Genomic DNA, 20,011 nt, shown 5'->3' on the forward strand with positions numbered 1-20,011 from the left:
TGTGTACAACAGCCGCTCACTTCCCTGCCCGCCGTAACCAAAGGACGCATAAGTGGCCTTCCCCGAAATTCTTGATGCACGTTCCCTGCGCCAGGGTATCGATGGTTTTGTTAATCAGCTGGTGATTGACTATGCCGATTCACTGGAACGACTGAGTCAGCCATTGCTGACGTTTCTGGTATCTGTCGAACAACTGTTGCGCAATTCACCCTGGTATCTGGTCATTGCTGCCCTGGCGGTCATCGCCTGGTTTGGCAGTCGTCGCTGGACTCTGGTGGTCGGCGTGACCCTGCTGATGCTGTTTATTGGCGTCATCGGGCAATGGGACCGAGGCATGCAAACGCTGGCGCTGATGATCGTTGCCCTGATTATGTGTCTGATTGTCGGCATACCGGTCGGTGTGCTGATGTCGTTGTCGGAACGGTTTCGCAAAGTAGCGCTGCCCATTCTCGATGTCATGCAGACCATGCCCAGTTTTGTCTACCTGATTCCGGTGGTCATGCTGTTTGGCCTGGGCAAGGTACCCGCTCTTATCGCCACCATTGTCTACGCCGTACCACCGCTGATTCGCCTCACCGATCTTGGCATTCGCCTGGTGGATCATTCGGTCATGGAAGCGGCAACGGCGTTTGGTGCAACCCGGCGGCAGAAGCTGCTCGGCGTACAATTGCCGCTGGCCCTGCCCAACATCATGGCGGGTATTAACCAGACGACGATGATGGCTTTGTCGATGGTGGTCGTTGCCTCAATGATCGGTGCGCGCGGACTCGGGCAGGAAGTGCTGGCCGGCATAAACCGGCTTGAGGTCGGTCGTGGCTTACTGGCGGGGCTGGCCATTGTTGCACTGGCCATTCTGTTCGACCGGGTCACCCAGGCTTATGGCAAACGCCTGCAATACCCGAAGCAGGGAGACAAATAATGGCCAAGATCGACATATCGGGGATCTACAAAATATTTGGCCCGAACCCAAAACGTCATCTTCAGGCGGTGAAAAAAGGGCTGTCGAAAGACGAGCTGCTGGCCGACTCCGGTCACACCCTGGGCTTGCAGGATGTCAATCTGTCTATCGAAGAAGGTGAACTCTTTGTCATCATGGGCTTGTCCGGTTCCGGCAAGTCGACTCTGATCCGCCACATTAACCGGTTGATAGATCCAACCTCAGGCAGCATTCGCATCGACGGCGAGAACGTACTGAATCTGCGCCAGGATGAACTCATTCAACTGCGCCGGCACAAGATGTCGATGGTGTTCCAGCGCTTCGCCCTCTTCCCGCACAAAACTGTACTCGACAACGTTGCCTATGGCTTGACGGTACAGGGTATCGATAAAAAAAATGCACGCGTCATCGCGACAGACTGGCTCGAGCAAGTGGGTTTGCAGGGCTTTGGTGATCAGCACCCTCATGAGCTGTCGGGCGGCATGCAACAACGCGTCGGCCTGGCCCGGGCATTGGCCACCAACCCGGATATTCTGCTGATGGACGAAGCCTTTTCAGCCCTCGACCCGCTGATCCGAAAAGAAATGCAGGACTTGCTGATGAAACTTCAGCAACAGCTGCATAAAACCATCGTCTTTATCACTCACGATCTCGACGAAGCCCTGCGTCTGGGCAACCGAATTGCCATCCTTAAGGACGGCGCCCTGGTACAACAAGGTGACCCTCAGGACATTCTGCTGGCTCCGCAAAATGACTACGTCGCCGACTTTGTCAAAGACGTGAATCGAGGCAAGGTACTGAAAGCGCATCACGTACTGGCCAAACCGGTGTCTACGCTGAGCATCAGCACAACCGTCGCCAAAGCCAGAGACTGGATGATGCGCCACGGATTCGACTACGCCACTGTATTGGAGGGAAACTACCTGAAAGGCATCGTCACGCTGAGCAATTTGCAAGCGGCAACGCAGGAAACCCTGAGGGAAAGCGTGTCACCGGTATCCAGCGTTCTCGAATCGGCCGATCTTGAAAGTCTGATGCCCCGGATGATTCGCGACACCGCGCCCATTGCGGTAACCACAGTCACCGGCGAGTTCGTTGGCTGGGTGTCTCGCAGTAAGGTGATCCGACTGATTAGCCCGGCGCAAGCGGTCGACCGTGACGCATCGCTGACTGAACCGGTTGAGTAAGCTGAATCATTCTTCCAGCCATTTGTACATGACGAACGAATCGATGTAGCCATGCTCCGGGTGCTTGAAGGCCCGGGGCAGAATACCCACTTTGCGAAAACCCAGTTTTTCCCAAAGGGTGACCGCCACCCGGTTGGTGGAAACCACTGAATTGAATTGCATCGCCTTGTACCCGAGCTCACGCGCCCGTTGCTGCGAATGCTCGCACATCATTCGGGCCAGGCCCTGGCCGCGCGCCGTCAAACTGACCATATAACCACAGTTGCAGACATGAGCACCTGGCCCGGTGGCGTTGGCTTTCAGGTAGTAAATCGCCTTGATCTTGCCTTCCTGCTCAACCACCCAGGATTCATCGGGATACTCGAGCCAGTCACGCAGGCCTTGCTCCAGCGGCAGGCCAGGGTCCAGTGAATAGGTTTCACGGCGTTGCAGTATCTTGGTAAACACTGGCCAGAACGCTTTGAAATCCGCTTCCTGCATGGGTCTGAGTACACTCACGGCCAGGCCTCCAAGTTAACTGCTTTGTGAATCGAGCTGGGTGCGCCATAGGCTCGCATAAACGCCGTCGGCCGCCAAGAGTTTCGCATGGGTACCGCTTTCAACCACCTGCCCGCCCTGCATCACCACGATGACATCAGCGTCGATGACCGTCGACAGACGGTGCGCAATAACGATGCTGGTACGATTGCGGGATACCTCATTCATGGCCGTCAGAATCGCCTGCTCGGCGTGTGAATCAAGCGCCGAGGTGGCTTCATCGAACACCAGAATGGGCGGGTCTTTCAGCAGCACCCGCGCAATGGCAATTCGCTGTTTCTCGCCGCCGGATACTTTCAGCCCACGCTCACCGACCTGTGTATGCTCCCGCTCTGGCAGACTGCTGATGAAATCTTCCAGGTGCGCCATGCGAATGGCTCGCCAGACGGCATCGTCCGGCGCATCGGGGTTGCCATAGCGTACGTTGTTAAACAGGGAGTCGTTGAACAGCACCGTATCTTGCGGGACCACGCCTATGGCCTGGCGTAAACTGTGTTGCGTGACCGAGCGAATCGACTGACCATCGATGCGGATATCACCGGCCAGCGGATCGTAGAAACGAAACAGCAGTCGACCGACGGTGGACTTACCGGCGCCGCTATTGCCCACCAGGGCTACTTTCTGTCCGGCTTCAATGGTCAGACTGAACTGATGCAAAATAGTGCGATCGGTATGGTAGCCGAAGTCGACCCGGTCAAACTCAATTCGGCCCTTGGGTACGGCAAGTTCGGTGGCACCTTCGGGGTCAGTAATGGCCGCCGGTCGTCTGAGCAAACCAAAGAGCTTTTCAATATCGGTCAGAGCCCGTCGAATTTCACGGTATACGAAGCCCAAAAAGTTCAGCGGGATAAACAGCTGAATCACATAGGCGTTCACCATCACCAGGTCGCCGAGGGTGATCGCACCGCTGACGACATCCCGAGCGGCCAGCCACATCATTAATGTCAGCGATGCCGATACGATCAGTGCCTGACCGGTGTTGAGCATCAGCAGGGACATCCGGTTTTTCAGCCGGGCGCCTTCCCATTGCTCAAGGTTCCGGTCGTAGTGTTTTGCTTCCCAGGCTTCGTTACCGAAGTATTTAACCGTTTCATAATTCAACAACGAGTCGATGGCGCGCGTGTTGGTCTGGCTGTCGAGCGTATTGGCCTCGCGCACGAAGCGGTTGCGCCACTCGGTTATTACCACGGTGAACAGCACGAAAACCACCACGGCAAACAGCGTAATCAGCGCAAACCAGACATTGAAATTGATGATCAGAATGGCCGCGACCATCGACAGTTCCAGAACCGTCGGCACAATGTTGAATACCAGAAACCGCAACAGAAAATGAATACTGCTGGTACCGCGTTCAATATCGCGGCTCAGCCCGCCGGTCTGGCGGCTCAGATGGTAATCGAGTTCCAGTTGATGCAAATGTTCAAACACTTCCAGCGATGCCAGCCGCATGGCGCGCTCGGTCACGCGCGAAAAAATAGCATCGCGCAGCTCGCCAAACGCCACCGAAGTGAAGCGGAAAAAACCATAGGCGAACAAAAACGCCAGAGGCACGGCAACCACCTGGGCTTGTTGCGAATCGAGCCCGTCAACGATGTGCTTCAGTGCCCAGGGCATGGCGACTGCCACCCCTTTGGCGGCTACCAGAAACACCAGAGCGATGGCAACACGCCCGCGGTAGGCCCATAAATAAGGCCAGAGTGATCGGGCGATGAACCCGAGATCGAGATCGGAAACCGTCTTGGCCGTTGATTCCGACGACCGATTTTGTGCGTTACCGGGCCCCATTTAATCGGTTTCCTGTCCTGTCGATACGTTGGATTGCAGGCTATACCAGCCAAGCTGGCGAAGCAGATCAGTCCAATCGCCATTCAGTCCGGCCCGAAGGCACAGGCGCTCGCCCGTTTCCGGGTGCGACAGACTCAATTCCATGGCGCGCAGAGCCAGTGTACTGAGCACCAGATGCTGCGCCGCCCAGTGATTGTGATGCCGGTCGCCATAGCGTGTATCGCCCAGAATCGGGTGGCGCAACGTTTTGAGATGCCGGCGTATCTGGTGCTTGCGCCCGGTTTGCGGGCGACACTCGAGCAGGCTCAGCCGAGCCTTGGGGTAACGGCTGACGGCCAGGCCGACTTCGGCAATGGCCAGGCGGCGAAATCGCGTCTCTGCTGGCTGAGCAGCCTTGTTTTGCTGTGCTTTGCGGTCCGAAACGGCATCGGTTTCTTCCACCAACGCCCGGTCACACCCAAAGGCTTCGGCGGTGAAACCACGAGCCAGTGCCCAGTAGGTTTTGGTAACCGTGCGGCTGGCAAATTGGTCCGCCAGGTGGCGCGCCACGCCTGCGGTTTTGCCTACCAGTACGATGCCAGAGGTGGGCCGGTCGAGCCGGTGCACGGTATGAACCGGCGCCCCTTGCAGGTAGTGTTTTACCCGGCCTGCCAGCGTGTCGGTGGCGGAACGGTCAATCCAGCTGGGGTGCATCAGCAAGCCAGCGGGTTTGTCGACGGCCAGCAACCAGTTATCTTCATAGAGAATACGCAGTGGCTCAGCCATCTACGTCATCGTCGTCTTCAACCAGTTCGGTGGTAACCGTTTCGCCACACACCCGGCACTGCCCTTCAATGAACAACCGCCCTTTCAGCGTATATTCAACCGGATCCGACATGCCCAAATCCACTTGCTGGCAGTGGTTACACCAGGTGTTTTCCAGAAAAGCACTTTGTTCTTCAGCATCCCGTTCGTAAAAATCGCGGAGCTGGCGTTCATCACTCATCGTTCCGACACCCTTTCTTCAGTACAAAGCCGCAAGTATAGGGGATGCCTTGTCCGGTGTCCTGTGCCTCGGGCCTTGTGACCGTTATACTGCGCGCCTTTACTGATGACGGAAACGAACCCGATGCAATTACCGGTTTTTATCGCCTTTGAAGTGACGGATGAAGATCAGGGGTACCCCTATTCGGTTGCCTGGAGCCTGAAAAACGGCCAGTACAAAAGTGTTCTGCTCAAGCCGGAAGACGCCTGGCTCATCGACTGGGACAGCGGGCAGAATGCCGCCGGCGCCCCGCCCCTGCAAGACTTGCTGGATCGCGGCGAAACCGTGCTGGATGTGCTAAAGGAATGGGCAGAAGACCTGAACGACGGCGAGGTCTACTGCGAAGACCCGGCTCTGGTGGAGTACTGTCTCGACATGATGTACGACGCCTACGACAAAGAGGTCGCCGCTGAGGTCGTCCCGGTTAGCGAGCTGTTTACCGACATCGACCCTCTGGATCTGGATGATCAGCGCCGCTGGATCATGGATACCGAAGGCCTGATGGCGGTTCAGGCGGAAGACTCGGTGCGCACCTATATCCATCTCTATGCACAGGTACACGGCCTCGAACCTGAACCGGCAGACGACGAGTCAGACCATGAAGAGGAAGCCCCGCGTGACCCGGAAGAGGACGAAGGGCTCTAACAGGCTGTTGAAATTCAAAGAATTTCAGCGGCCTGTTACCGGAACAAGGATGTTCCGGCAAAATCAATGACGATTAAGTCATTGATTTTGTGAGAGAAGCAAAAATCGTAATTTTTTGATTCTCGTGTTTTGAAAAAGGCAGGAAGCCTTTTTCAACAACCTGATAAGCTCAGAGCCCGAGTTCAGATTTCACAAAGGGAATGGTCAGCCGGCGCTGCTGGGCCAGAGAACCATGATCCAAGCGTTCGAAGGCATCCACCAGCGCTGTCATCGAGCGTGCCGTGCGGTTGATCAGAAAGGCCGCCACATCCGGTTCCATGGTGAGCCCCCGGCGCCGCGCCTTCCAGATCAGCCAGTCGGTCTTCTGTTCGTCGGTCAGCGGCTGAATGTGAAAGGTTAAGCCCCAGCTCAGGCGCGAAGCCAGATCGGGCAAGGCGACGGTAGGGTGTAGCGGGCTGGTGTGGCTGGTGACCAGCAATACGCGGCCACTGTCTCGCATCCGGTTGAACAAATGAAACAGTGCCTCTTCCCAGTCGGGCAGTCCCGCAATGCTGTCGATGTCATCGAGTGCCAGCACCGCCATTTCATCCAGCCCTTCCAGGGCGTCCGGGCCGTATTGCACACAATCGGCCAGCGGCAGATAGAGACTCTCCAGCCCCTGCGATTGCAAGTCGTGAACGCAGGCCTGCAGCAGGTGGGTGAGGCCGGAGCCGCTCGCACCCCAGAGATAGATCAGAGTTTCATCCAGACGCGCCAGGGCATGGCGCAAAGCGCCCAGCGTTTGGGCGTTGTCACCGGGCAGATAGTCTTCAAAAACGGCATCTTCCCGAAAGGTGACACCAAGAGGGAGTTGTTGAATCGCCACTCAGAATCTCCTGGCGGCCGGCATGATGCTCAATCCTGCCGGGTCGTTAAAATCAGTCAGCGTTGGCCCGGGAAAAAGACGGGTAATCATTGCCAGTGATACACCAGTTCGTTATCGAGCTGGGCTTCCAGGGTAAGCTCTTCAACCGGCAGAATCCGGCGGTCCAGCGCCAACACGTCCCTTAGCTGGTTGCGGTCACCGCTGATCTCAAGATCATATTGCACCGAGTCTGCCTCAACCTGGCGCAAGGTGATCTGGGAGACCACATTCAAGGATTCGAGATAGCGTTCCACGGCGGCCAGTGTCGCCAGCTCAGTGACGTTATTTACCCGCAAGGCCAACTGCCCAGCCATTGCCGGGTCCCGCAACACAGCGTACTGATCGGCAATTCGGTTCGACAGTTCATCGGCCAGGGTCTGCATCAGTTCCGCTTCGGACTCTCCGGTGACTTGCAAGCGCTCACGGTTGCCGCGCACCAGAAACACCAGGTCGGCCTGAAAGCCGCCACTTTGTCGCGCCACCCGGCCAACCGCAATGGCATCGCTGGGGTATCGCTCCGATGCGGCTTCAATATCGCCCGTAAACAGACCATAGATGTCGGTAAAAGAGACATTAAGGGTATCGGTCAGATCCATGATCGGCAGCAAGACCGGCAGGCCGCGTTCATTGAGCCGGTTGCCCAGCGCCACCGCCAGGTCATGGTTGTCACCATCGGTCAGAATACGGTCTCGCCCTTGCAGCCGGTCGCCCAGCCACAATAGCACTTCGGGGCGGCGCGTTCCCCAGACCGGCAACCGCTGGTTCACCAGCCATTGTTCAATGGCCTGCTGGTCAAACTGCATGACCATGCGCTTGGTCGCTACGGATTCACCGAGCACATTGGTCAGCAGGGTGTCGCTTGCCTGGAAGCGGAAGGTCGACAGGTAATCGGTTGCGTTGCGCAGCAAAGGCTCTGTACGCCCCTGGCTGGCAATGTCGGCATCACCGGTCGCCCGAATCAATACCCGGCCCAGTGCTTCCCGTACTGCCTGATTCTGATCCCGATCGGAGGCATTCTGAGCAAGAATGGCTGAATCGGAATAGACATCCACCGTCCGGGCCGCCCAGACAGGCAGTGCCAGCAACAGCAAACAGGCAAGGGAGACAGTTCGAAAAAGCATAAGTCCGGCTTCTATTAGGTGATGATCGACTATTGTGACAGAGCGCGCTGTGAAAATCAGGTCGTGTCGTCGATATTATTGTGCAAAGCGATCGTCATTTCCTGACCGAACAGACAAGCTGATTCCAGACACAGGGCCTGCTACAATCCGCGCGCCCAAGAGGGCTGTGGCCAGGATCGTCACCCGCTGACGCAACGGTACTGACCAGACCCTTCTTTTATCCGATTTGCCGCAATGGAGCCAGTGATGTCAGACGCGCCCAAACCCCTGAGTTACAAAGACGCCGGTGTTGATATCAACGCTGGCAATGAATTGGTGGAACGCATCAAAGACACCGTTAAACGTACCCGACGCCCCGAAGTCATGGGTGGCCTGGGTGGTTTTGGCGCCCTCTGTCGTATTCCCAGCCACTATAAGAAGCCGGTTCTTGTCTCTGGCACTGATGGGGTTGGCACCAAATTGAAACTGGCCATGGAACTGGGACGTCACGACACCATTGGCATCGATCTGGTCGCCATGTGCGTGAACGACCTGATCGTCTGCGGCGCCGAGCCGCTGTTCTTTCTCGATTACTACGCCACCGGCAAACTGTCGGTCGATATCGCCTCTCGGGTGGTGCAAGGCATTGGTGAAGGCTGTCAGCAGGCGAACTGCTCGCTGGTCGGCGGCGAAACTGCAGAAATGCCCGGCATGTACCAGGGCGATGACTACGATCTGGCCGGTTTCTGCACTGGTGTGGTCGAAGAAGACAACATTATTGACGGCACCCGGGTTCGCGTTGGCGACAGCGTGATCGGCCTGCCCTCCTCTGGCCCGCATTCCAACGGCTATTCACTGATTCGCAAGGTCATCGAGGTCTCCGGCGCTGACCTGCAACAGCCTATGGGCGAAACCACCCTGGCCGATGCGCTGATGGCCCCGACCCGCATTTACGTAAAATCGGTGTTGCGCCTGCTGGCCAACCAGTCCGTTCATGCCATCTCCCACATCACCGGCGGCGGTTTCTATGAAAACTTGCCAAGAGTGGTACCCGAGACACTGGCGATCCGCCTGAATGCCCACAGCTGGACTCAGCCACCGGTTTTCGACTGGCTGAAGAAAGCAGGCAACATTGATGCCCACGAAATGTACCGCACCTTCAACTGCGGCATTGGCCTGGTGCTGGTTGTGCCCGCCAGTGAACAGGAAGACATTCTCAGCCAGCTCAAAGCCAGTGGCGAAAGCCCGGTGGTAATGGGTCAGGTTGAGCAACGCACGGGCGACGCTGTCATCATCGACGGGGTTTAACCGTGACTCGCATCGTTGTGCTGATCAGTGGCGGGGGCTCCAATCTGCAATCACTGCTCGATCAGTGCCAGACGGATTCAATGGATGCCAACATCGTCGCGGTGATTTCAAATCGTCCTGACGCCTTCGGTCTGTCAAGGGCACGTCAGGCGGGCGTAAAGGCACTCACGCTCGACCACACCGGCTATGCCGACCGGGCAGCCTTTGACGCTGCCCTGGCTGAGCTGATCGAAGCCCAGAAACCCGACCTGATTGTTCTGGCGGGTTTTATGCGCATACTCACCGACGATTTCGTCAGACGATTTCCAGGGAAGATGATCAACATCCACCCTTCCCTGCTGCCCCGGTACCCTGGCCTGAATACCCACCAGCGTGCGCTCGACGCCGGCGATTCGAAAGCTGGCGCTACCGTGCATTTTGTAACCGCCGAACTCGATGGTGGCCCGCCGATAGCCCAGGTTGAAGTGCCTATATCGGACCAGGACGATGCCGACTCGCTGGCCCGAAAAGTACTGGTACAGGAACACAGACTCTACCCGACGGTCGTTGACTGGTTTGTAAAGGGGCGGCTGCGTCTCGACGCCAGCCAGGTGCTACTGGACGAGCAACCCCTTCCCAAAAGCGGGCGCCTGCTGGATACTGCATCGCTATGAAACGATTGCTCATCAGCTCACTCATCTATGCTCTGTCCCTGACGGCCCTGGCCGAGGGCATGCAACCGTTCACGGCCGAAATGGAAGCCATACGGCATGGCGCCATCGACATTAAAGCCCGCGGCACTCTGCAATTGCGAGAAACCGCACCCGATGAATGGCACTACCGCCTGAGTACCGATGGGCGCACCCTGTCACTTCGCGAAGAGAGCTGGCTGACGGTTGTAGACGACCAAATTCGGCCGACGCGCTATGAGTTCGAAAGCAAGGTGTTCTGGGTCAAAACCACCAAGTCATTGCGTTTTGATCATGAACGTCAGCGCGTCACCGGCCGTGTGGAAAAGGACCGTATCGACGAACGTTTCGCAGCCCCCATTTATGATGCCATCGGCTACCAGCTGGCGTTGCAACAGGCACTGGCGCGCGGTGAAGAATCCATCACGCTGAATGTGCTTCGCCATAAACGACCTGACGACATGTCGTTTCGGGTTATCGGTGAAGAGATGCTGCAACTGCCGCAGGGCGAAATTTACACCTGGATCGTTGAACAGACCGAGCCGGTCAGCCGCGATGAACGCAAGCTGATCTGGATAGCGCCCGGCCTGGGCTATACCCCCATGCGCTTCGGGCGTTATGAAGACGGCGACCTGAAAGAGGAAATTCGGGTGTTGTCACTGCAGTTGAATGGCCAGCGGGTTGATTTCAGCCAACAATAAGGCAATGCTGGCATCAGCCGGGTCAGTCACGCTGTATTATGCCCTGCACTAACACACCCACGGACCGGCACAGGGAGCTCGTCAACCATGAAAGTCGCCGTCTTCAGCAGCAAACCTTACGACATTCGATTCTTTTCCCAGGCCACACAGTCACAGCACCAGTTCACCTTTCTCGAACCTCACCTGAATGCCCAGACGGCGGCGCTCAGCCAGGGACACGATGCGGTCTGCTGCTTCGTCAACGACAGTGTCGACCGACCCACGCTGGAACAACTGCACAAGCACGGCATTTCACTGGTGGCGCTGCGCTGCGCGGGGTTCAACAATGTCGATTTGCCAGCCGCCGTCGAACTGGGCATCACCGTTGCTCGCGTGCCTGAATACTCGCCCTTTGCCGTGGCTGAGCATGCCGTCGCGTTGATTCTGGGGCTCAACCGGAACTCGCATCGCGCCTACAACCGGGTTCGCGAAAACGACTACAGTCTGCACGGCCTGCTTGGTTTTGATGTGCATGGAAAAACCGTCGGTGTGATCGGTACCGGTAAAATCGGTCAGGCATTTATTCGCATCATGCATGGCTTCGGGTGCCGGGTAATCTGCTACGACCCCTACCCCAGTGAAGCGGCTGTCACCGCCGGTGCCGAATACGTTGAACTGGATGAGCTGTGGGCCCACAGCGACATTATTTCCCTGCACTGTCCGCTGGTCGCCTCAACCCGGCACATCATCAACAAAGACACCCTGGCAAAAATGAAGCATGGCGTCATGGTGATCAACACCAGCCGAGGTGCGCTGATCAACACCAGCGATGTCATCACCTCACTGAAAACCGGCGCTGTGGGTTACCTGGGGCTGGATGTCTACGAAGAAGAAGCCGACCTGTTCTTTGAAGACAATTCAGACGACATTTTGCGCGACGATGTGTTTGCCCGTCTGCTGACCTTTCGCAATGTGCTGATTACCGGCCACCAGGCGTTCTTTACCAAAGAAGCGCTGCAAGCTATCACCGCAGTCACGCTGGCCAACCTGGATGCCTTTGAACGTTCTGACCTGAGCGCACTTCACCAGGTATTGCCGCCAGCCTGAACCCCGGCAAGCCTTGCACGCTTATAGAATTCAGAGCCATAAAAAAACCCGCCATTCGGCGGGTTTTTTTCTAACCAGTCAGTCTCAAGCCAGCTTGGCTTTTGCCTGCTCGGTCAGTGCAGCAAAGGCAACCTTGTCGTGCACCGCCAGATCCGCCAGGATCTTACGGTCGATTTCGATCGCTGCTTTCTTCAAGCCATTGATGAACTTGCTGTAAGACAGACCATTCACCCGGGCTTCGGCATTGATACGGGCAATCCACAAGGCGCGGAACTGACGCTTACGCTGACGACGGTCGCGATACGCATACTGTCCTGCCTTGATGACCGCTTGCTTGGCCACACGGAATACTCGTGAACGAGCGCCGTAATAGCCTTTAGCCTGGTCCAGTACCTTCTTGTGGCGACGACGAGCCACTACACCACGTTTTACACGTGCCATATTTCTTTCCTCCTAATCCTGTTTTTCAGCCTGCTGCTTTTCAACAGCAAGGCCAGACCTTAAACGTAGGGCAGCATGCGCTTGATCAGCGCTACGTCGGACTCAGCAATAAGCTGGGTACCGCGCAGATGACGCTTACGCTTGGTGCTCTTCTTGGTCAGGATGTGGCTGCGGAAAGACTGCTTGTGCTTAAAGCCGTTGGCCGTCTTCTTAAAGCGCTTTGCAGCGCCAGAGTTGCTCTTGATCTTAGGCATTTTCAATCTCCCGATCTACTTCCAATAACCGTGTCGCATCCCCGGTGATGCCTGGTAAACCCGACATCGGGAGCTAACGGTTGCCATGTCGCCCGGTGGCGCTTAAGCACCCCGAGCCCCTTCAACGATGGTCTAACCGGCCAAAAGCCATTCAACCCACCATAAAAAACGACGGCTCAAGGCCGTCGCCGCGCGCAGGATACCAGACCCTGCTGGAATAACCAGCCATGTGCGGCCAATTATTCCTTAAAACGCCTTATTTCTTCTTGATCGGCGCCATAACCATGGTCAGCTGACGGCCTTCCATCTTGGGCCGCTGCTCTACCGTCGCCAGATGCTCGAGATCTGTCGCAACGCGAGCCAGCAATTCCATACCCAGTTCCTGGTGAGCCATTTCCCGGCCCCGGAAGCGCAGGGTGACCTTGGTTTTGTCGCCATGCTCAAGAAAACGAGTCAGATTACGCAGCTTGACGTTGTAGTCACCAATGTCGGTGTTCGGCCGGAATTTGACTTCCTTGACTTGCACCTGAACCTGGTTTTTCTTGGCCACTGCCTTGGCTTTCTTCTCTTCGTAGAGTTTTTTGCCGAGGTCCATGATCTTGCAGACCACTGGATCGCCGTTCGAAATTTGCACCAGTTCCAGACCTTCCTGCTCAGCTTTCTGCAGGGCCTCTTGCAAGGGAACCACTCCGATTTGCTCACCGCCGGAACCGATCAGACGAACTTCATCCGCCTTGATCTGATCATTTACGACATGACGGTTAGCCGCCGCTTTTGCACCTTTCGCGTTGCGTTTTATAACTCACTCTCCATTTCTACCAGACGGCCTTTTCGGGCGTTATCCGCGCTGAGTATCTCGATGAACGCGTCAATGGACATGACACCAAGATCTTTGCCCTCTCGGGTGCGGACCGCTACGGCCTCGTTTTCGACTTCCTTATCACCAATAACCAGTAAATAAGGAACTCGCTGAATTGTATGCTCGCGGATTTTAAAGCCGATCTTCTCATTTCTCAAGTCGGCTTTGGCTCTAAACCCTTCAGAAATCAAGCGATTTTGCACTTTTTGTACGAAATCGGCCTGCGCATCGGTGATGTTGCACACCATGGCCTGAACCGGTGCCAGCCAGGGTGGCATCGCCCCGGCGTGCTGCTCGATCAGGATACCAATGAAGCGTTCAAAGCTACCCAGTGTCGCCCGGTGCAGCATAACCGGTGTCTGCCGGTCGCCATGTTCATCCACATATTGGGCGTCCAGACGACCCGGCATCGAGAAGTCGACCTGAATGGTACCACACTGCCACATCCGACCGAGACTGTCTTTCAGGGTGAACTCGACTTTCGGGCCATAAAAAGCCCCTTCGCCCGGCAACAGCGACCAGGGTTTGCCATAAGCATCCAGCGCCGAGGCCAGTGCCTGCTCGGCACGATCCCAGTCTTCATCGTTACCGACGCGTTTTTCAGGGCGAGTCGACAGCTTCAGAATGACTTCATCGAACCCGAAGTCGTAATAGACCTCGTTCAGCATCTCGATGAACTGAGCCACTTCTGACTGAATCTGGGATTCTGCGCAAAAAATGTGGCCATCGTCCTGGGTAAAGCCGCGCACCCGCATAATACCATGCAAGGCACCGGAGGCTTCGTTACGGTGGCAGCTGCCGAACTCAGCCAGTCGCAACGGCAGGTCGCGGTAGCTTTTCAGGCCCTGATTGAACACCTGAATGTGGCAGGGGCAGTTCATCGGCTTGACGGCGTTATCCCGGGATTCACTGTGGGTGGTGAACATGTCGTCACCGAATTTGTCCCAGTGGCCCGACTTCTCCCACAACGACCGGTCAACTATCTGCGGCGTGCGAATTTCCTGGTAGCCATGCTCGCGCTGTTTCTGGCGCATGTACTGCTCGATCACCTGATAGAGAGTCCAGCCGTTGGCGTGCCAGAACACCATGCCCGGCGCTTCTTCCTGCAAGTGAAACAGGTCGAGTTTTTTGCCAATCTTGCGATGGTCGCGCTTGGCCGCCTCTTCCAGAAAGTGCAGATGCGCTTTCAGTTGCTTCTTGTCGGCCCAGGCAGTGCCGTAGATCCGCTGCAGCTGGGCATTGTTGCTGTCGCCACGCCAGTAGGCACCGGACACCCGCATCAGCTTGAAATGGTGACAGAACTTCATGTTCGGCACGTGCGGACCGCGGCACATGTCGACGTATTCTTCGTGGTGGTACAAGCCTGGCCGGTCATCCCGGGCGACGTTTTGCTCCAGAATCTCCAGCTTGTAAGGCTCATTGCGTGCCTTGAAAGCGTCTACCGCTTCCTGCCAGCTGACCTTGTGACGCACCACCGGGTAATTGGTCTTGGCCAGTTCCAGCATGCGTTTTTCCAGCGCGACCAGATCGTCTTCGGTCAGCCGGTGCTCCATATCGATGTCGTAATAGAAGCCGTTTTCAATGGTCGGGCCGATCGCCATGCGAGCATCCGGCCACAGCTGCTTGACGGCATGGCCAAGCAAGTGAGCACACGAGTGCCGGATAATTTCCAGACCGTCGTCGTCTTTTGGCGTGATAATCTCTACCGCAGCGTCGTTACTGACCACATCGACCAGATCAACACGGGCGCCATCAATACGGCCGGCTACCGCGTTTTTGGCAAGGCCAGGGCCGATGTCTTCGGCAATTTGCAGGATGCTGACGGGTTGTTCGAACGAGCGCTGGGAACCGTCTGGAAGGGTAATTACAGGCATTGTGGTGCTCCTTCAGTGGTGACCCCTACCATGGGCCACGTGTTGGATGTCAAAATCACCGGTGGGTGAACAGGACACATACGTTGAGTCAGACTGCTTGCCGGCATCACACCCGAACCTACCCCTACCAAGGGACCGTATTCGAGCGGGCGGCACGCGCCGCCAGCCAACCAACAGAGCATCGCAGTCTACCGGAAAGCGAACGCCGGTCATACCACTGACCCAACCGAAAATAAGGTGTTTGAGTAACATTCACCGGGTGCTTTTACCGAACATTGACCGGCCAGTGCACATTTACTTCACGATTGATGCGTAAACTCCGAGTCAATTACACAGTAGGAACTGTCAGAATGTGGAAGAAAGGCGTGGTCGTTGTGGCCCTGTTAGCGATTGGTTTTGCCGGCTATCGCTGGATGAATGCACCGGAAGAATCAACGGCCAGCGAGCAACGCCGGGGCAATGCTGCCATGTCAATGCGTGCCGGCATTACCGGGTCGCGCTGGGGACGCGACGGCGTGGACAGCTCGGCCATTCAGGTGGAAGCTCTGGCAGTATCCAGATCCGCCCATGCGCCACAGATCCCCCTGCTGGGAACCGTTCAGGCAAAACGCCAGGAAACCATCACCGCCTCCCAGGAGGGCCGGGTCACTGACATTCTGGTCCGGTCCGGTGAGTCGGTCGCCGCGGGCCAGCCCCTGGTGCGGCTGGAAGCCCGGGCACTGGACTGGGCGCTGCGCCAGCAACAAGCCAACATCGACCAGCAACAAGCGGGCATTCGCATCGCTGAGCGTCAACATGAACGCAACCTCGAAGCACTGGCCATCGCCGAACGGGACCTGGCGCGCGAACAAAACCTGCTGGAACAGGGTTTCTCCAACGAAACCAATGTCGCCGCCGCACGACAAACCTGGCGCAGCGCTCAACTGACCGTGGCCAACTACGACGATGAGGCCGCCCAGCGACAATCGCAACTGGAACAGGCGCTGATAGCACTTGAACAGGTGCAAGACCAGCAGCAGGACCTCACCCCCACAGCGCCGTTCAGCGCCGAGGTGGTGTCAATCGATACCGCGGTTCAGGTTCAGGTCGATGCTGGAGAAACCCTGCTCAGCCTGGTCGACCGGTCTTCGCTGTTTGTGCGCACCCAGGTCCCCCTGCGGGTTTATAGAAGCATCACCGGGACCGACATCGAGGCAACAGCCTGGTTGAACAATTCGCCCTACCCACTGACCCTCGATAACCTGGCCGCGACGTCCAACACCGGATCGGTGGACCTGACTCTGAACCTGCCAGAAAACATTCCGGTGCTGATCAACGAAACACTGGAAATCAGTCTGACATTGCCCGCTGTCGAGAGTTTTGCCATTCCTCAGGATGCCGTTTACTACGGCGACCAGATTTACCAGATTATCGATGGCGTGTTGCACGCTCTGCCCATCCGCATACTCGGTTACCAGCAACGCGATGGCGAACAATGGGCTCTGATTGACAGTGAAACGCTGGATACCGAAGCCGCCATTCTGACTACCCGGCTGTCACAGCCGACCAACGGCACTCCGGTAACGGTTATCGAACCAGGCACCACGGCCGCCATAAGCAGCGGAGACAGCAACTGATGAACGGTTTCTACGCCAAGCTGCTCGATCATCGCCTCGCGGCCAACCTGTTAATGATGGTCGTGATCGGTGCCGGTATCTGGGGGTTACAACAGGTCCGTTCGCAGCTGTTTCCCGATACCGAACTGCCCATCGTACGCGCCAGTATCGACTGGCCGAACGCCGACGCCGAGGCGGTACGCACCGGCATCGCCGAACCGCTGGATCGCGCCATACAGGATTCGCGACGGTTCGATTTTGTGCGCTCAACGGCACGCGAGGGTGGCGTCAGCCTGTTCGCCCGAGTATCCGACAACTACACCGCCGCTGAAGGCCTGACCGCCCTGGAAGAAGCCATCGATGGGCTGGATTTGCCCGACGGGGCCGAGGTGGATGACGTTGAAGCCATCGAGATTACCGAACCTGTCGCCAGTGTGTTGATTTACGGCGACGTGCAACGCAGCGAGCTCACGGTCCTCGGCTATGAAGCCCGGCAATCGTTACTGAACCGGGGCATGGCGACGGTTGAACTGGACGGAATACCCGGTCGGGAGCGGCTTATCACCATTGACCTTGCCGCCCTGAACTCGCTCGGAATCACGCTGGACACTCTGGCCAGTCGCCTGAGCACCCAGTTTGCCATCTCTACGGCAGGCTCGGTCACGGTCGGCCAAAACACCACAGCGCTGGTCACCGACGCCCCGGACTGGACGGTCTCGGATTTGCAAGAAGCCATTGTTTCCCAGAACGCGGACGGTGGCGTGGTGCGCCTATCGCAAGTGGCCAGCGTGGAAGAGCGGTTCGACACCGCCGACATTCTGCGTTACCAGGGTTTGCCCGCCATCAAACTCGAAATCGAGCGCGTCGCCGGAGAAGACACCCTGGAAAACGCGAAACTTCTCGAACAATGGATGAGCGACTTCGCACTGGAGCTGCCCTATGGCGTTGGTGTTCACGCCTACAACGAAGTCTGGCGCGTAGTGGAGGCTCAGTTGAACCTGGTGCTGACCAACGGCATCGGCGGCATGATTTTGGTCATACTGGTGTTGTTTATATTCCTGCGCACCCGTCTGGCCGTCTGGGTCGCGGCGGGCATTCCCATTTCGTTCATGGGCACCCTGGCGTTTATGGGGTATACCGACACCACCATTAATACCATCAGTCTGTTCGGGTTCATCATCGCCATCGGCATCATCGTTGACGATGCCATTGTTGTGGCCGAAGACACAGCGGCACTGGAATCCGAAGGGCTGGCCCCAAGGGAAGCCGCCAAAACTGCAGCCTTGCGGATGATGCCCGCCGTGGTGGCGTCGAGCCTGACGACTATTGCGGCTTTTTTACCGCTGATGCTGATTGGCGGCAGCTTCGGCAACTTTCTGATCGATATTCCCATCGTCGTAACCGCCGCCATTGTCGCCTCCCTAATCGAATGCTTCATCATCTTGCCCGGCCACCTGGGCCACCACAAACGCATGCGCGAACCCAGCGCCTGGCGGGCGGGTTTCGACAAAGGCTTCGGGAAATTCCGCGACGGCCCCTTTCGTACTCTGGTGGCCTTGTCGATCAGCAATGGCGCTGTCTTTATCGCGGCGCTGGCAATGATCAGCCTGATCGCTCTGGGGGCCGTCACCAGCGGCAAGATTGCGTTCGAGGCATCGCCGTCTCTGGATCAGCCGACCATGAGCGTCTCGCTCGACCTGCTCGATGGCACCAGCCTCGGCCAGGCAGAACAGGCGCTGGACAAACTCGAAACGGTGGTTAGGGACATCGACTCATCCGTCGGTGGCGGCCTGATCGACACCCTGGTGCATGAATACAACCAGCTGGATGAACCCAGTCGCGCTGAATTGAACATGTCACTGACCAGTGACACCGACCGGCCGCTGACCAACGCTGAGATACTGCAACGCGTTCAGCAAAACTATGAACTGCCCGCTGTCGTACGCAGTTTTTCAACAGGCCGGTCGTTTCGGGGCCCGGGCGGTGGTGGCGACCTGTCGATTCGGCTCGAAGGCAACGACATCGACACGTTGAAAGAGGCATCCCTGTTACTGCAGACTCAGCTGCAAACGCTGTCGGACCTCAGTGACATAACCGATGACCTACCCTTCGACGCCCAGCAATACCAGCTGACGCGAACCCGCGCCGCCGAAGCCGCTGCCATTGAAATCAGCGATGTGGCGCGCCAGGTCTCCTCACAACTGTCCGGCCTCAACCTGTACACCGTAGAAACCGGTTTCGAACAAATTCCAGTTCGGCTGCAACTCGAAGACCGGCAACGCGAGAGCGAAAGCTGGTTGCAATCGTTACCGATTCAGGTAAGCGACGGCAGCACCCTGCCACTGGGCAGCCTCGTTGATTTTTCCTATCAGAAGGGGCTTGACCGAATCAGCGCCCGTAACGGCGTTCTGTCGGTTACCGTTTCCGGCAGTTACAACGGCGACCAGCTATCGGATCTGTACGGCGTGCTGGAATCCGACATCATGCCGGTGGTGACATCGCAGTTCCCGGTCGATTACGCCATCGAAGGCCAGGCAGAAGAACTGGATGCGTTTTTCAGCGACACCCTGATCTCGGTGCTGATATCCATCATCCTCATCTACTTTATTCTGGCCTGGGTGTTCGAATCCTGGCTATGGCCTTTTGCGGTGCTGATCACTGTACCCTTCGGGTTGATTGGGGCGGTTGCCGGCCACTGGATCATGGACATGCCGCTGTCGACCATTTCCATTTTCGGCCTGATCGGCCTCTCCGGCATTGTCATTAACGATTCGATTATTCTGGTGGCCGTATTCCGGCGACTGCACGCCCAGGGGCAATCGTTATATGAAGCCACCGTGGCTGCTGCAACATCGCGCCTGCGTCCGGTGATCCTAACGTCCATCACCACCATGGCCGGCTTATCACCGCTGCTGTTTGAAACCAGCATCGATGCCGCATTGCTCAAACCCATCGCTGTCGGTCTGGTGTTTGGTCTGGGCTTTGGCACCCTGCTGATATTGCTGATGGTGCCGGTACTGCTCTACAAGATCGGGCAGCTCACAGACTGGGCCGGCCGCCGCAACGACGATCCGCCCTCAACCCGGGCGGTTAATGTCTGATACGG

19 protein-coding genes are annotated in these 20,011 nt (G+C 57.1%); 9 read left to right on the forward strand and 10 right to left on the reverse strand.

Annotated elements, in window-relative coordinates; all coding sequences use genetic code 11:
• Positions 1 to 52 precede the first annotated feature (52 nt).
• Together ACHUE7_RS08380 and ACHUE7_RS08385 are read left to right on the forward strand one after the other, a co-directional pair.
• On the forward strand, positions 53 to 919 hold the full coding sequence (locus tag ACHUE7_RS08380) for an ABC transporter permease (RefSeq protein ID WP_394169567.1): 867 nt from the start codon (positions 53 to 55) through the stop codon (positions 917 to 919).
• Positions 919 to 2,124: a quaternary amine ABC transporter ATP-binding protein gene (locus ACHUE7_RS08385; protein WP_394169568.1), complete on the forward strand. Its 1,206-nt coding sequence runs from the start codon at positions 919 to 921 to the stop codon at positions 2,122 to 2,124. The genes ACHUE7_RS08380 and ACHUE7_RS08385 overlap by 1 nt, the downstream gene beginning before the upstream one ends.
• 6 nt (positions 2,125 to 2,130) lie before the next feature.
• Here ACHUE7_RS08385 and ACHUE7_RS08390 read toward each other — a convergent pair whose 3' ends face one another.
• From ACHUE7_RS08390 to ACHUE7_RS08405, 4 genes are read right to left on the reverse strand one after another with little or no spacing between them, the layout of a single operon-like run.
• Positions 2,131 to 2,622 carry a GNAT family N-acetyltransferase gene (locus ACHUE7_RS08390; RefSeq protein WP_394169569.1) on the reverse strand — a complete coding sequence of 164 codons (492 nt, stop codon included), beginning with the start codon at positions 2,620 to 2,622 and terminating at the stop codon, positions 2,131 to 2,133.
• Between the two features lie 15 nt (positions 2,623 to 2,637).
• Positions 2,638 to 4,446, reverse strand: coding sequence for an ABCB family ABC transporter ATP-binding protein/permease (locus tag ACHUE7_RS08395; RefSeq protein ID WP_394169570.1), 1,809 nt, complete (start codon positions 4,444 to 4,446; stop codon positions 2,638 to 2,640).
• Positions 4,447 to 5,211 (reverse strand): pseudouridine synthase, encoded by a 765-nt coding sequence (locus tag ACHUE7_RS08400; RefSeq protein ID WP_394169571.1) that lies wholly within the window; start codon positions 5,209 to 5,211, stop codon positions 4,447 to 4,449. It lies immediately after the preceding gene.
• Positions 5,204 to 5,431 carry a hypothetical protein gene (locus ACHUE7_RS08405; protein WP_348475531.1) on the reverse strand — a complete coding sequence of 76 codons (228 nt, stop codon included), beginning with the start codon at positions 5,429 to 5,431 and terminating at the stop codon, positions 5,204 to 5,206. Before ACHUE7_RS08405 ends, ACHUE7_RS08400 begins: the two co-directional genes overlap by 8 nt.
• 123 nt (positions 5,432 to 5,554) lie before the next feature.
• On the opposite strand from ACHUE7_RS08405, the gene ACHUE7_RS08410 reads away from it, so the two are divergent.
• Positions 5,555 to 6,115 (forward strand): hypothetical protein, encoded by a 561-nt coding sequence (locus ACHUE7_RS08410; protein ID WP_394169572.1) that lies wholly within the window; start codon positions 5,555 to 5,557, stop codon positions 6,113 to 6,115.
• Between the two features lie 169 nt (positions 6,116 to 6,284).
• Here the strand turns inward: ACHUE7_RS08410 and hda are convergent, their stop codons facing one another.
• Together hda and ACHUE7_RS08420 are read right to left on the reverse strand one after the other, a co-directional pair.
• Positions 6,285 to 6,980 (reverse strand): DnaA regulatory inactivator Hda, encoded by a 696-nt coding sequence (gene hda / locus ACHUE7_RS08415; RefSeq protein WP_394169573.1) that lies wholly within the window; start codon positions 6,978 to 6,980, stop codon positions 6,285 to 6,287.
• Positions 6,981 to 7,066: 86 nt separating this feature from the next.
• Complete coding sequence (locus ACHUE7_RS08420; RefSeq protein WP_394169574.1) at positions 7,067 to 8,140, reverse strand: DUF2066 domain-containing protein; 1,074 nt, start codon at positions 8,138 to 8,140, stop codon at positions 7,067 to 7,069.
• A 246-nt stretch (positions 8,141 to 8,386) separates the two neighbouring features.
• On the opposite strand from ACHUE7_RS08420, the gene purM reads away from it, so the two are divergent.
• From purM to ACHUE7_RS08440, 4 genes are all read left to right on the forward strand, one after another.
• Entirely contained in the window at positions 8,387 to 9,427 is a 1,041-nt protein-coding gene (gene purM / locus ACHUE7_RS08425) for a phosphoribosylformylglycinamidine cyclo-ligase (protein ID WP_394169575.1), read from the forward strand.
• Between the two features lie 2 nt (positions 9,428 to 9,429).
• Positions 9,430 to 10,080, forward strand: coding sequence for a phosphoribosylglycinamide formyltransferase (gene purN, locus ACHUE7_RS08430; protein ID WP_394169577.1), 651 nt, complete (start codon positions 9,430 to 9,432; stop codon positions 10,078 to 10,080).
• Positions 10,077 to 10,796, forward strand: a complete 720-nt coding sequence (locus tag ACHUE7_RS08435; RefSeq protein ID WP_394169578.1) for a DUF3108 domain-containing protein — start codon at positions 10,077 to 10,079, stop codon at positions 10,794 to 10,796. Before purN ends, ACHUE7_RS08435 begins: the two co-directional genes overlap by 4 nt.
• An 87-nt stretch (positions 10,797 to 10,883) precedes the next feature.
• A complete protein-coding gene (locus ACHUE7_RS08440) occupies positions 10,884 to 11,882 on the forward strand; it encodes a 2-hydroxyacid dehydrogenase (protein ID WP_394169579.1) in 999 nt (332 codons plus the stop codon).
• Between the two features lie 84 nt (positions 11,883 to 11,966).
• Here ACHUE7_RS08440 and rplT read toward each other — a convergent pair whose 3' ends face one another.
• From rplT to thrS, 4 genes are all read right to left on the reverse strand, one after another.
• A complete protein-coding gene (gene rplT / locus ACHUE7_RS08445; RefSeq protein WP_127555127.1) occupies positions 11,967 to 12,323 on the reverse strand; it encodes a 50S ribosomal protein L20 in 357 nt (118 codons plus the stop codon).
• 59 nt (positions 12,324 to 12,382) lie between these two features.
• Positions 12,383 to 12,577, reverse strand: coding sequence for a 50S ribosomal protein L35 (gene rpmI / locus ACHUE7_RS08450; protein WP_028669579.1), 195 nt, complete (start codon positions 12,575 to 12,577; stop codon positions 12,383 to 12,385).
• A gap of 256 nt (positions 12,578 to 12,833) precedes the next feature.
• Positions 12,834 to 13,376: a translation initiation factor IF-3 gene (gene infC / locus ACHUE7_RS08455; protein WP_127555125.1), complete on the reverse strand. Its 543-nt coding sequence runs from the start codon at positions 13,374 to 13,376 to the stop codon at positions 12,834 to 12,836.
• Positions 13,373 to 15,310, reverse strand: a complete 1,938-nt coding sequence (thrS, locus tag ACHUE7_RS08460; protein ID WP_348475538.1) for a threonine--tRNA ligase — start codon at positions 15,308 to 15,310, stop codon at positions 13,373 to 13,375. Before thrS ends, infC begins: the two co-directional genes overlap by 4 nt.
• 350 nt (positions 15,311 to 15,660) lie before the next feature.
• Between thrS and ACHUE7_RS08465 the strand changes: the two genes are divergently transcribed.
• Together ACHUE7_RS08465 and ACHUE7_RS08470 are read left to right on the forward strand one after the other, a co-directional pair.
• Positions 15,661 to 16,926: an efflux RND transporter periplasmic adaptor subunit gene (locus tag ACHUE7_RS08465; protein WP_394169580.1), complete on the forward strand. Its 1,266-nt coding sequence runs from the start codon at positions 15,661 to 15,663 to the stop codon at positions 16,924 to 16,926.
• Positions 16,926 to 20,006 (forward strand): efflux RND transporter permease subunit, encoded by a 3,081-nt coding sequence (locus tag ACHUE7_RS08470; RefSeq protein WP_394169581.1) that lies wholly within the window; start codon positions 16,926 to 16,928, stop codon positions 20,004 to 20,006. The genes ACHUE7_RS08465 and ACHUE7_RS08470 overlap by 1 nt, the downstream gene beginning before the upstream one ends.
• Positions 20,007 to 20,011: the final 5 nt, after the last annotated feature.

Source organism: Saccharospirillum alexandrii (genome assembly GCF_043641555.1).
Lineage (GTDB): Bacteria > Pseudomonadota > Gammaproteobacteria > Pseudomonadales > Natronospirillaceae > Saccharospirillum > Saccharospirillum alexandrii_A.

Coding starts and splice junctions, on each gene's coding strand:
- ACHUE7_RS08465 (WP_394169580.1), top strand. CDS start 15,661: ATGTGGAAGAAAGGCGTGGTCGTTGTGGCCCTGTTAGCGATTGGTTTT.
- ACHUE7_RS08470 (WP_394169581.1), top strand. CDS start 16,926: ATGAACGGTTTCTACGCCAAGCTGCTCGATCATCGCCTCGCGGCCAAC.
- purM (WP_394169575.1), top strand. CDS start 8,387: ATGTCAGACGCGCCCAAACCCCTGAGTTACAAAGACGCCGGTGTTGAT.
- ACHUE7_RS08435 (WP_394169578.1), top strand. CDS start 10,077: ATGAAACGATTGCTCATCAGCTCACTCATCTATGCTCTGTCCCTGACG.
- ACHUE7_RS08405 (WP_348475531.1), bottom strand. CDS start 5,431: ATGAGTGATGAACGCCAGCTCCGCGATTTTTACGAACGGGATGCTGAA.
- ACHUE7_RS08400 (WP_394169571.1), bottom strand. CDS start 5,211: ATGGCTGAGCCACTGCGTATTCTCTATGAAGATAACTGGTTGCTGGCC.
- rpmI (WP_028669579.1), bottom strand. CDS start 12,577: ATGCCTAAGATCAAGAGCAACTCTGGCGCTGCAAAGCGCTTTAAGAAG.
- ACHUE7_RS08385 (WP_394169568.1), top strand. CDS start 919: ATGGCCAAGATCGACATATCGGGGATCTACAAAATATTTGGCCCGAAC.
- rplT (WP_127555127.1), bottom strand. CDS start 12,323: ATGGCACGTGTAAAACGTGGTGTAGTGGCTCGTCGTCGCCACAAGAAG.
- thrS (WP_348475538.1), bottom strand. CDS start 15,310: ATGCCTGTAATTACCCTTCCAGACGGTTCCCAGCGCTCGTTCGAACAA.
- ACHUE7_RS08410 (WP_394169572.1), top strand. CDS start 5,555: ATGCAATTACCGGTTTTTATCGCCTTTGAAGTGACGGATGAAGATCAG.
- ACHUE7_RS08420 (WP_394169574.1), bottom strand. CDS start 8,140: ATGCTTTTTCGAACTGTCTCCCTTGCCTGTTTGCTGTTGCTGGCACTG.
- ACHUE7_RS08440 (WP_394169579.1), top strand. CDS start 10,884: ATGAAAGTCGCCGTCTTCAGCAGCAAACCTTACGACATTCGATTCTTT.
- ACHUE7_RS08395 (WP_394169570.1), bottom strand. CDS start 4,446: ATGGGGCCCGGTAACGCACAAAATCGGTCGTCGGAATCAACGGCCAAG.